Annotated in this window: 9 protein-coding genes; 4 read left to right on the plus strand and 5 right to left on the minus strand. The window is 60.7% G+C overall.

The features are described from left to right. Positions 1-66 precede the first annotated feature (66 nt). Positions 67-1,314 carry a serine hydroxymethyltransferase gene (gene glyA / locus RBH20_RS06955; protein ID WP_306706863.1) on the minus strand — a complete coding sequence of 416 codons (1,248 nt, stop codon included), beginning with the start codon at positions 1,312-1,314 and terminating at the stop codon, positions 67-69. A gap of 150 nt (positions 1,315-1,464) precedes the next feature. Here glyA and RBH20_RS06960 point away from each other — a divergent pair, with 150 nt between their 5' ends. The 3 genes from RBH20_RS06960 (at position 1,465) to RBH20_RS06970 (ending at position 6,488) form a co-directional block, all read left to right on the plus strand. After that, the gene (locus RBH20_RS06960; protein ID WP_306706866.1) at positions 1,465-3,552 is read left to right on the plus strand and encodes a hypothetical protein; all 2,088 of its coding nucleotides are present in this window, start codon (positions 1,465-1,467) and stop codon (positions 3,550-3,552) included. A 376-nt stretch (positions 3,553-3,928) separates the two neighbouring features. Continuing rightward, positions 3,929-4,747, plus strand: coding sequence for a transcriptional regulator TbsP (tbsP, locus tag RBH20_RS06965; RefSeq protein WP_306706868.1), 819 nt, complete (start codon positions 3,929-3,931; stop codon positions 4,745-4,747). A gap of 31 nt (positions 4,748-4,778) precedes the next feature. Continuing rightward, positions 4,779-6,488: a YcaO-like family protein gene (locus tag RBH20_RS06970; protein ID WP_306706870.1), complete on the plus strand. Its 1,710-nt coding sequence runs from the start codon at positions 4,779-4,781 to the stop codon at positions 6,486-6,488. Between the two features lie 22 nt (positions 6,489-6,510). Here the strand turns inward: RBH20_RS06970 and RBH20_RS06975 are convergent, their stop codons facing one another. From RBH20_RS06975 to RBH20_RS06985, 3 genes are all read right to left on the minus strand, one after another. After that, the gene (locus RBH20_RS06975) at positions 6,511-7,659 is read right to left on the minus strand and encodes a DUF63 family protein (protein ID WP_306706872.1); all 1,149 of its coding nucleotides are present in this window, start codon (positions 7,657-7,659) and stop codon (positions 6,511-6,513) included. A 95-nt stretch (positions 7,660-7,754) separates the two neighbouring features. Further along, complete coding sequence (locus RBH20_RS06980) at positions 7,755-8,594, minus strand: inositol monophosphatase (protein ID WP_306706874.1); 840 nt, start codon at positions 8,592-8,594, stop codon at positions 7,755-7,757. A 72-nt stretch (positions 8,595-8,666) separates the two neighbouring features. Further along, on the minus strand, positions 8,667-8,867 hold the full coding sequence (locus tag RBH20_RS06985) for a hypothetical protein (RefSeq protein WP_306706876.1): 201 nt from the start codon (positions 8,865-8,867) through the stop codon (positions 8,667-8,669). An 894-nt stretch (positions 8,868-9,761) separates the two neighbouring features. On the opposite strand from RBH20_RS06985, the gene RBH20_RS06990 reads away from it, so the two are divergent. Further along, positions 9,762-10,979 carry a glycosyltransferase family 2 protein gene (locus RBH20_RS06990; protein WP_306706878.1) on the plus strand — a complete coding sequence of 406 codons (1,218 nt, stop codon included), beginning with the start codon at positions 9,762-9,764 and terminating at the stop codon, positions 10,977-10,979. Between the two features lie 33 nt (positions 10,980-11,012). Here RBH20_RS06990 and RBH20_RS06995 read toward each other — a convergent pair whose 3' ends face one another. Further along, entirely contained in the window at positions 11,013-11,849 is an 837-nt protein-coding gene (locus RBH20_RS06995; RefSeq protein WP_306707495.1) for a hypothetical protein, read from the minus strand. Between the last annotated feature and the right edge of the window lie 219 nt (positions 11,850-12,068).

A 12,068-nucleotide genomic window follows, 5' to 3' on the forward strand; every position in this document is an offset into this window, starting at 1 on the left:
TGGAAATGGTAAAAAGTGAGTTGCGGAGTGTGCGGATAGCAGAACCGCAGGCTACAGCTTCTGGCGCTATTCGTACAGCGTGTACTCGTCGGTCATCTCGTCCACGCGATCGCTGACTTCCGCGACGACATCGTCGTCATGGGGCGCGTCGACAACCTTGTAGATGAGGTCTGCGACCTCGCGGCAGGCGTCCTCGTCGAAGCCACGCGTGGTGAGCGCGGGCGTACCGGCGCGGATGCCCGAGGGGTTGAATGCTGAGCGGGTCTCGCCCGGAACGGTGTTGGCGTTGAGGACGATACCAGCTTCCTCCAGCGCTTCCTCGACTTCCTTGCCGGTGGTGTCCGGGTGGGACGGCCGGAGGTCGATGAGGACGAGATGATTGTCCGTGCCGCCGGAGACCAGATCCAGCCCGTGCTCTTTGAGTCGGTCGCCGAGCGCGATGGCGTTGTCGACGGTCTGCTGGGAGTATTGCTCGAACTCGGGAGCCAGCGCCTCACCGAAGCCGACGGCCTTGCCGGCGACGTTGTGCATCAGCGGGCCGCCCTGCGAGCCGGGGAAGACGGCAGCGTCGATGTCGTCGGCGTATTCTTCGTCGCACATAATGATGCCACCGCGGCCGGCGCGGATGGTCTTGTGCGTCGACCCAGTGACGAAGTCGGCGACACCGACCGGCGACTCGTGGACGCCGGCGGCGACGAGACCAGTGATGTGAGCGATGTCTGCGAGGTGGTAGGCGTCGACCGCATCGGCGGCTTCCTGAATCCGCTCGAAGTCGACTTCGCGCGGGTACGCCGAGTAGCCCGAAACGATGATGTCCGGCTCGAACTCCTCTGCATGGTCGTGGAGGCCTTCGTAGTCGATGTAGCCGGTTTCCTCGTCGACCTTGTACTGTTCGACTTCGTACACCTGCCCGGCGAAGTTCGCCGGGTGGCCGTGTGAGAGATGGCCGCCGTGGGTCAGGTCAAGCGAGAGGATCTTGTCGCCGGGTTCGAGGACGCCGAGATAGACGCCCATGTTGGCCTGTGAACCGGAATGTGGCTGGACGTTGACGTGGTCCGCGCCCCACAGCTCCTTTGCGCGGTCGATAGCGAGTTCCTCGACGTCGTCGGCGTACTCACAGCCGCCGTAGTAGCGCTCGCCAGGATAGCCCTCGGCGTACTTGTTCGTCAGTTCGGAGCTCTGTGCCTCCATCACAGCCTCGCTGACGTGGTTCTCACTAGCAATCATCGCCAGTGTGTCGTTCTGCCGGCCTCGTTCGCCTTCCAGGGCGTCTGCGACTGCCGGGTCTGCTTCCCGTACGGTTTCGTAGCTCATGTATCCGAGTCAGGACCGATACGACAATAATCTACCCTTTGACCCACGTATGTGCAATGTTATTATTTACCGTCTGGTGCCGGGGTATGGGGGGTGACGACGTGCTGACAACCGTACGTATATATCAGATGACGTTCTGTATAATCACACATGGTCACCTGGGGGGTGGCAGGCGAGCGGGTGGGCCGGGACGGCGGTGAAACGCTGGACTGGGATGGGGAGACGGTCGACCCGACCGCACTGGTGCACCAATTACACAATCGGGAGAGTACTGACGGCGAACAGCTACCACAACGTGTCGACGATTGTTACCGTGGGTCCGTCACCGAGTTAGCGCTACCGGCGGTTGATGCCACGGTAACCCGCGTTGCTGCTGATGCCGATAGCGAGACGGTTGATTCACCGACAAGGCTTCAGGAAGGGGAGTACCTGTTGACGATGCAGGCCCGCGCTGCGGATAGCGACCGGGACTCACCGCTGGGCGTCGTAGATGACATCCGGATCCACGTCCGCTTCGACGGCCCGGCGTCGCTCCACTCGGCCGGTATTACTACCGTGCTTGGCTTCCAGGAGCCGACGAGCATTACCGTCGGATTCGTCTGGGAAACGAACGCGGAGCGGCCGCATCTGCAGGTCCCCGCGACGCCCGCAGGGCTCGCAACGGCAATCACACATCTGAGCGGGGCTCATCACACGATGCAGCCGTCCCGCTCGCACCCGGAACTCCGCGGGCACCCGCCGATAGTCACGACCGGCGAGACAACCCGCATTCCGGAACCGGTTCGGCAGAACCGTCCCGAGACCGGTATCACGCTCCGTGTTCCAGAGTGCGAGGCGGAACTGCTCGTCAGCGCACCACTGGCGTACTATCTCGGGGCCGAAGTGGTGGTCGAGTCACGGGACACCGCACTGTTGACGGCCGAAGGCAAGTCGGTACAGCTCACTTTCGACGCATGGCCGTCGCTACAGGCCGGCGTCGCAGCGCTGCTCCGGAAGGTATTCTATCTGGACTGCCAGGTCAGACGCGTCGACCCGGCCGAGAGCGGGCCTCGTATTACGTCCGCCCTCTCACTTGACCCGGACACGATTCGGTCGCTATCGCCGGCTGGACGGCTCGAACGGTACATCGATGTCTCCGATGAGGCCGTGAACTCGATTCTACCTGAGTGGCCCCTTTCGACGTACGTCTCGCCGGAGCCGGAGCGGGTCCGCTATCTGCCCTTCCTGCTTGACCGGCTCAGTCTTATCTACCTGCCGGACAGCTCCCGGCTTGACCAAGATGAGCTTCTCGACAGGACGCTGGCGGATTCGTATCTGAGCCGCGGGTCGGCCGAACGCCCACCGGTCATTGAACCGAACCTGCGTGAGGGGCAGTTGCACTCGTGGCTCGCTCCGGGGAACCCGATAGACGCTTGCAAAACGCCGCCGGAAGCGTACGTGAACCGCTACCGTAGTCAGAACCGTGATACCGACAGCCAACAAGTCGCGGTCGTCCTCAACGACGAGGAGATGGCTGACGAACACACAGAAGTCACGGAGATATACCGGGCAGCGGACCTCCCGATGGACGTGCGGGTCAGCGAACTGCTGTCGGTCAACGAACTGGCCGACGTGTTCCGGCAGCCGACGGAGTTCGTCCACTTCATCGGCCACTGCGATGAGGAGGGACTGCGCTGTCCCGACGGTAATCTGGCGCTGTCGTCGCTGTCAGAATCCCGAACGCAGACGTTCTTCCTGAACGCCTGTGGCTCCTACGATGAAGGGCTTGACCTGGTCAAACAGGGTGCGGTCGCCGGCGCAGTGACACTCACCGACGTGTTGGACAAACACGCTGCCCTGGTCGGGACCGCCTTCGCGCGCTTGCTCAGTAACGGATTCAGCATCCAGCGAGCGCTGGAACTCGCGCGCCGGCGGATAATGATGTGCAAAGACTACGCGGTTGTCGGCGACGGGACATACTCCATCGTTCCCAATCCAGCACACCCGGCGGTCGTCTGGCTCTCCGAAGGGGAAACCGGGTTCGACGTACAGTGTACGGTTGTATCCCCGGAACGGCCCGGTGAGAGCTACCGCCTGCCATTTGACGAGAGCGCCGCGCTAAACGGCGAACAGACGAGCCACTCACTCGGCGCTACGGAGTTGGCCGACGCGCTGGGTCAGACCTCACTGCCCGTCATCTACGACGGGGAGTTCCACTGGTCCGATGACTTGGCCGCCCGCCTCCGGACGGGCTTCTGACGACTCCAAAAATGTAAGACAGGTGGTTTATCCTGAGACGGCTGTCGCCCGTTTCGACACTGGCCAACTGAGCAGTCGTAGTAATACGACACGCCATCGTTTCCTTGCGTACCCAGGTGAAGGTCTGATCTGGTCCTAAGTCGTGGCTTCTGGCGGGAAGGAAACAGTGAGACCAGCCACTGATTCGGCCAGATTTACACAGCGTTGATGAGCGGAACAGATGGTTCAGTCCGTGAGGCAAGCGGCTTCTGCTTAGGATAATTGACCAATATTTTATCGCTGTTCGCTGGTGGGTGTTGTCGGATTGTTGGCGAAATCAACACAGTATGGCCGGTAAAATTAAATATAACAGTACACTATATACTGGCAAGGGACAATGACCGAAAATCTCCTGCAAGACGACGTCGGTTCTATGTTGACCACGGTGTTTGGGGCAACTGACGAGCCGGTGTATGTCGTGAACCCGTCACGACGGACCATCTCTGAGCTTGTATCGACATTAGACGCAGATTCGGGCGCTCCAGAAGTTCGGCTGTTGGCCGACGAGCGGGCGCTGAAAGACGTCATGGACGACTTCCTTGTCGCGAGCACCGCGGCCGACCTCATCGACGAGGGCCGGCTCACGATGCGACTGCTTGACGACGTGCCGAACCACTCGGTCGCGGTAACTGTGGATACGGTGTACGCGCTCGTCACGATCAGCGACACGGTCGGCGGTCTCGGGACCGATGACACGGCGTTCGTCGACAACGCCTACGACTACTACGACGCAGCCTGGACGGACGCCGACGAGTATTCACTCCGAACGCCGCCGCTCAACCGCGTCCAGAGAACGCTGGAATCCGATATCGGCCCGGAAACCGCATCGGACTTCAACGATGTTCTCAGCTCTCTGTCGACGGCCCGCGGCGACGGCGACGGCCTCGACGAGGTCACCATCAGTCTGCTCGTGGCCGCACGGAACGGCGAACTCCTGTACGACATCAGCAAATGGGGCGAGGATGTCGGACTGGCGAGCAAGGCGACGTTCTCGCGGACCAAGACGAAACTCGAAGACATGAATCTCATTGACACTGAGAAGGTCCCGATTGACGTGGGTCGACCGCGACTCCGCCTGATGCTCGGTGACGACCGGCTCAAAGACGCCGACCCGGACGAACTGGCCTCCGTCGCCCAGTCCATCCTCGCCGCGTAGGTTTTTCTCCCTTCACCACGAGGGCTTCGGCATGCGAACTGTCGAAGTCGTCGGGCGTGGACCGGCTGTCGATGCACTTGCCGCGTTTCTCGCTGATATCGACGTTTCAGTAGCACAGCCGTCGACACCGGCGGACAGCAGTGGCGACCTCGTCATCGTCGTCGATACCGTCGGTTCGGAGACGTTTGCGGCGTGGAACGACCGGGCGAAAGTCGAAGACAGCCCGTGGGCCGCCGTCGAACTGGGCGGCGTCGGCGGTGTCCCGGTTACTGATGCCGCGATTAGCGGATTCGGACCTGAGACGGGTTGTTTCGACTGCCTGCGGGCTCGGGTTGAGGCGACGGTCGATGACACCGAGGAAGTCGCAGAAGCCCCGGCAGCAGCCACGCAACGATTCGCGGGGGCGCTGGCCGGTCGACTGGTGACCCAGTTTCTCGACGGTGACGCTGCCCTCTTCGGGACTGTCACGGAACTCCCACACACCCAGCGGCGGTTCCTCCCAGTCCCGGGCTGTGATTGTGGCGGGACACAGAGCCATACCCTCGGTGACGGTCGACAGACAGCCCCTGACAGCGAGGCGCTATCGCGGGCGGAGCTGGGCCTTGACGACCGGGTCGGTATTGCAACGGAGGTCGGCGAAGTCGAATCGTTCCCGGCTCCGTACTACCTGTCGACGCTCGCCGACACCACCGGTTTCAGCGACGTATCGGCCGCCGCCAAGGCCGCCGGTGTCGCCGTCGACTGGGATACAGCATTCATGAAAGCGCTGGGCGAGAACTACGAGCGGTACGCGGCCGGCGTCTATCGAGACGGGAATCTACAGCGCGGGACAGTCGCCGATATTCCGGATGCCGTTACACCTGATGCATTCGTCAGAGACGAGGCCGAGTGGGACAAATCGACGGTGCTCCCCTGGGTTCCTGCCGAAAATCTGCTGACCAACGAACACCGGTCACTTCCTGCCGAGACCGTCCACTATCCCCCGCCGTCGAACGCCGTCAGACCGGCAACGACGACCGGGCTCGGGCTGGGAAACACCGTCACCGAGGCGCTGCTGACCGGGCTGTACGAAGTCATCGAGCGTGACGCCGCAATGCTGTCGTGGTACTCGACGTTCGAGCCGCTCCGGGTGGCCGTCGACGACCACGAGCGATACGAAACGCTCCGGCGGCGGGCGACATCTGAGGGCCTCGACGTGACAGCGCTGTTACTGACACAGGACGTGGACGTGCCAGTCATCACTGTCGCACTGGAACAGGACGGGTGGCCCCGCTTCGCACTCGGGACCGACGCAGATCTGAACCCGGGTGCAGCCGCCGTCGGCGCGCTGGAGGAGGCGCTTCAGAACTGGATGGAACTCGACAGCATGGGTCCCGAGGCAGCCATGGACGCACAGGGCGCTATCGGGCGCTACGCCAAATCGCCCGGTGAGGCGGCCGACTTGGCGGCTGCGGAGACGGCGGTCCCGCTGGACTCGCTTGGCCCTGATGCGGACCTCTCCGGCGAGGAAGAGCTAGAGACGTTGTGTGACCGGGCAGCCGACGCGGGGCTCGCGCCGTACGGGACACGGCTGACGACGCGCGACCTCGAACAGCTCGGGTTCGAGGCGGTCCGGGTCGTCTGTCCGTCGGCACAGCCGCTGTTCTTCGGTGAGTCGTTCTTCGGCAAGCGGGCCGAAGCCGTGCCGGCAGATCTCGGTTTCGCGCCGCGACTTGACCGGGATCACCATCCGTTCCCCTGAGGGCAGACGGCACCAACGGCCGTCAGATACCGAACGTCGCCCGCAGCATGTCTCGCGAGCCCGGCCCGAGGCCGACTGCGGTAACGGCGATGAGCAATAGCAGTGCGTACCGCGGGCTGTCGTCGATGAACTCCTGGTTGAACAGCGAGACGACCAGCGAGGCGACGGCGAGCTTGACGATCAGGAATGGCCACGACGTGCCGATAGCGGCCGAGAGGCCAGCCGGCTGGAGCGTCTCGGTGGCCGCGATGATGAACTCGTTGGCCGGGTGTTTCGGGTAGTACGTCAGCGGTACATTGAGTGCGTCGAGCCAGTCGGCCAGCAGGACGTTCGCGACACCGTCGATTGCGTGGCCCCAGATGACCAGCAGACCGATATAGCCAGTGCCGTCGTTCATCGCCGGGCGGTAAGACTCAAATAGCCGGTACAGACCGTACGACAGTGCCGACGCCAGTGCGACAGTCGTGATGAGGACTGACGGGTACAGCGTTGCGTACTCACGGGTGAGGGCGACAAACGTGAGATACAGGAGCGTCACGGCGACAAAGGCCCCGCCGATAGCGCCGGTCGTCCGGTAGTAGCTGTCGACGACCCCACGCCGTTCGAGGTCCACGCAGACGACGAGGACGAGCAGCGTCAGCAAGAACACGGTACCGTAAATCACGGGGCTGATGATGAGCGAGCTGAGTGGGTACTCGACGATGGGTGTAACTCCGGCGTCGACCGCGCGGTCAGTTGCGTCCTCGACGGTCCGCAGCGCGCCGCCGAGTAGCATGAACGGTACGAACGCGAAGTAGAGCTTCGGGTCTTCGGCGATGTCCAGTCGCTCGAGGAGAAAGTAGACACCAACGAGCATATACACCAGAATCAACATGTACCCGATTTCAGAGACGATAGTGTATCCCGGTTCGGCGATGAGCCGTCCCTCCTGGATGGCCGCCGCACAGCCATCGTACAGTGGTTGTGGGCCGGATGCAGTCATTTCGGCACAGCTGGCCGACTTGGCGTCGGCATACACTGGCCCCCAGAAGTACTGCCAGAGGAACCGATCCCAGACGGCCTGTGGAGCGGCCGTAACGGCGCCGACCGCGACGAGGAGGACTGCAACGAAAGAGCCCACCCAGAGCTGGCCGGGCCCGTACTCATCGACGGCTCGCTCGAACGTATCCATGGCCGAGTGACCGGTGGCAGGCGGTTTTAGCGTTCCGGTCCCGTGTGCATGGAGCGGAATTTCGCGCGGTACTGAACTGCGCGGGGCAAGTGTGTTCAGTCCTGCCTGAGCGCTTCGTTGCCGGCCGCCACGAAGGCCTCGTGTGCCTCACCGTTGGAGGCGACGACGGAATCACTGTCGTGGGTCCAGGGCTCACCATTGAGGTCAGTAACCGTGCCGCCAGCCTGTCGAACCATATGGACGCCGGCGAGCGTATCCCAGGGTGCCATCGAGCGCGTGCAAACGAGCCCCTCGAGCGCCCCGTCGGCAACGTGGGCCAACGTTGCTTGGAACGAACCCAAGCGCCGGATGTCGCCGAAGCGGTCGCCGACAGCGCTACACAACCGACCGAACTCGTCCCTGTCATCACGGTCCCACCAGCCGACGGGGGCCACGGCAAAAGTCTCTGGGTCGGTTCGTCCGCTCACGGAAAGTTCAGTTCCGTCTCGCGTCACGCTTTCGGGGCCGGCGGCGTAAAGGTCACCGTACGAGGGGAGATAGGTCACCGATGCAACTGGCTCACCGTCGACAACGGCGCTAACGGACGTCCCCCACAAGCGCATTCCGCGGACGTAGTTCGCCGTCCCGTCGATCGGGTCGATGACCCACACGGAGCCACTGTCGGGGACGCTATCGACCCCTTCGACATCGCGGTCGACCTCTGGGCCGGCCAGCGTCGAGAGGTCCTCCTCACAGAGGAACCGGTCACCAGGGAACTCCGCCCGAATCGTTGTGACGACCTGCCGCTGGGCGTCGCGGTCTGTTTCCGTGACGAGGTCGTTCTTGTTTGCCTTTGACTCGACGCTGAGGTCGCCCCGGAACTGCTCGCGGGCCACGACACCGCCGGCACGGGCCGCTCGCTCGGCAACCGCCGCCCGGTGGCTAGCATCTGTCATATCTGATGCTGGACCGCCCGTGTTCAAACCATCTCGCCTTCCAGCAAAACAGGGCCGACAGCCGGCGATGGGTTACTCCTCTTCGGCAGCCTCGTCAACAGCATCGAGAATGGATTCAGCGATGTCCCGTGCCTCATTGGGCGTGTACAGGACCTGATTCCCTAGCGACTGTTCGATACGGACGTAGCCGTCATCGTCCTCGATGGAGAAAAACGCCGTATTCTCCAGCGGTGGCACGGGCAGGCTGGCCCCCTCGGACTGGTCTGTGGCCATGTTACTACTTAGCACATAGGACAGCTTAAATCTACGGCTCGGGACGACAGTGCTCGCCCAGTTACAAATATTAATAATTGGACCGCAACGACTTATACTCGTCTTGGATATGTACGTATATGGCATCGATACGTGGGGCACTTCAGTTCAGCAAGGACATCTCAGTTATCATGTTTTTAGGAGGAGTGTACGTCCTTGGACTAAGCGTCACAACGCTGGTCAGTGCATTGGAGGACCGACTGCCACGGCTACACGCTGCTGGTGGCGAGATACGGAGTCGACTTCGCCGCCCGGTGTAAGCCGCTCGGCAATTATGAAGCCCTAGAGTCGTCGACTGACACACGGAGTCAAGTGGTTGTCTCCAGAGTGCGTCTATCCAAGTTGGCAAATTTTTCCGACCGTGGACAATATCTGGGACCACTTCTCTGTGTCTCTCGTTAGACTTCCGGTGTAGTGTGATTCCCGCAAACGTGGCCGCCCTGTTGGTCATTGTATTGTAGTGTTTGAATGTCTGCAAATGATACCCGCTGCAGAGATAGTCCACTAGTTTGATAGATGTCTGTTCCACAACGTACATTAGTACGTGAATAATGTTCTCTATTGATAGGTGTCTACACCACAATATCGTCATGGTCGGAAGAAATTGTGCACATTCAGAGGAGAATAGGGAAACCTCATGCTAACTATTATTATTAATGATGGGTTATCCTACCCAACAGCTTTATTATATGCTGCTTTGACATGACATCCTGTGTGGGAAGCACGCGGTACCTATCAGAAGTTAGCCACTGAAATCAAATAAAATGGGGCTTACTAGCCGTATTCACCGAAAGCCGTTCAGGGGAGTGGAGAGCGTATGCCACTAGACGCGCCAGTTACAGCCGAGGTACGGGAATGACAATACAAGCAAATCAGGCAAATCAAGCGGACGAACGGGGGATCACAGCCAGCACTGCAGACGAGTTTCTTGTCACGCCGGAGAGCGAAGTCAGGCCGGTTTTGAGCGTCGTGATGCCCACCCTCAACGAGGAGAAAGGGATTGTAGAATGTATCGATTGGATCAAGACCGCGATATCGGAGTTGCGCGTCCCGACTGAGATCATCGTAAGCGACAGTTCGACCGACGCGACTCCGGAGCTAGCTCGCGAGCGGGGTGCGACAGTCGTGACACCTGACGAACCGGGCTATGGCTATGCGTATCGCTACGCGTTCGACAAGGCACGAGGAGAGTACATCGCGATGGGCGATGCCGACACGACGTACGATTTTAAGATGATTCCACAGCTCCTCGAGCCGGTCCAGAACGGCGACGCGGACATCTGTATGGGGAGTCGACTTGAGGGAGAGATCCGTGACGGGTCGATGCCGCCGCTGCATAAATACGTCGGCAATCCGCTGTTGACGCGGTTCCTGAACACGTTCTATGGAGCCGGTGTCAGCGACGCACACAGCGGCTTCCGTGTGTTCACCAAGGACGCGCTCGAAACGCTAGAGCTAGAGACGACCGGGATGGAGTTCGCCAGCGAGATGATCATGGAGGCCGGCGCGAACGATCTCACCATCGAGGAGGTTCCGATTATCTACCACGAGCGGGAAGGCGAGGAAACGCTCGACAGTTTCAGTGACGGTTGGCGACACGTCCGATTCATGCTTGTGAACGCACCGGACTACCTGTTCTCGTATCCAGCTCTGTTGCTTGTCTCTGCTGGGGCAGTGTTGATGTCGCTGTCAATCGCACAGCTGTCAGTCGGTGGCATCAACTTCGGAATACAGACAATGGTCGGCGGGTCGTTGCTGGCAATCGTCGGGTATCAGGTCTGGACGCTCGCGCTGTTCAGTTCCATCGCTGCGAACCCGATCAACAAGCCGGAGGGCGTGCTTGTCGGTATGATACGGGAGCAGTTCCAGTTGGAGCACGGCGCGTCAATCGGTATCCTCGCGGCTGCAGCCGGAATTCTGTACCTCGGGGGCGTGTTTGGACAGTGGCTGCTCGCCGGCGAAGCGGCGTTACCGTCAGCCACGGCGACCCTACTGGCCTCGACAGTCGTGGTCCTCGGGCTACAGACAGTGTTCGGGTCGTTCTTCATGAGTATGCTGGCAGACAGCAGTTAATCATTGACTGCCGTTTTCACGCACTAATCAGTTCTACGTACACCTGCTAGAGCACGTCCCGTTCTCCGCACACACAACGTCGGGCTGCGTTCGGTTCTCAGCAACGAACTCCCACTCGTTTCGACCCACGCTGTCGGTGCCGTTCGAATAGGTGAGTTGTCTGTACAGTCCGTTGTAGTTCATCACGCTATCGTACTCTGTCTGGGAGTAGCGCTCCTCGTCGATACCGTCCTGATAGGCGTCGAGCCCCATCGCATGCCCGAATTCATGCATAAACAGCGATGCGGTGATCTTCGTCGAATCGAACCGCTCCATCGCCGCGATTTCAGGTCGTCCCGCGCCGACGAAGTAGTCGTCACCGTTGTAGGCGACGTCATCGGTGAGCAAGACGTAGTAATAGCCGTCAGAACTGTACTCCGAATGGTTGGCTCGGAAGTCGTAGATATCGTTCCCGGAACCAGCACGGGATTTCGAGTGGACTGTTCCGTTGGTCGAGAGATTAGTATCATCCGTGACGAGATGAATGTTGATCCCGGTGGAGTCGTCCGGGTTCGAAACGGGTGCATTCTCAAAGGTCTCAACAATAGAGGTCTGGACTGAGTCGCTGAGCGTCGTTGACTGGGTAGAATCGACTTCGACATAGATATCGGTTCGCAGCGGGTCTGCATCCGGAATAGCCTGCTCACAGCGGACTTCCATGCCGTCCGGATAGCCGTCACCGTCCGTGTCCGCGTCGGTCGGGTCGGTGCTGTAAGTGGACCGCTCTAGCGAATCCGACAGTCCGTCTCCGTCTGTATCAGTGGCGTTCACATCGGCCTGTGCCTCCTGTACATTTGGCGCATCGGCCCCACCACCACTAGCGGTGTTCACCTGTGGCGACATTCCGGCAGCTGGAAACACGACACCGGCGAGTAGCCCCGTGATGAGGACGATGGCACCGACACGAACCACCGGCACGTTACGGAGCCATCGGCCCGTGAGACGATGGGCTCCGGCAGGGGTGCCTGCCCTCTCAGTTTCAATATTAAAACTGAGGCCAAAAGTCTCCTTCAGGCAAATCCGCAAAAACCGGGATAAAATAGACCATTG

This window comes from Haloarcula sp. H-GB4 (assembly GCF_030848575.1).
Lineage (GTDB): Archaea > Halobacteriota > Halobacteria > Halobacteriales > Haloarculaceae > Haloarcula.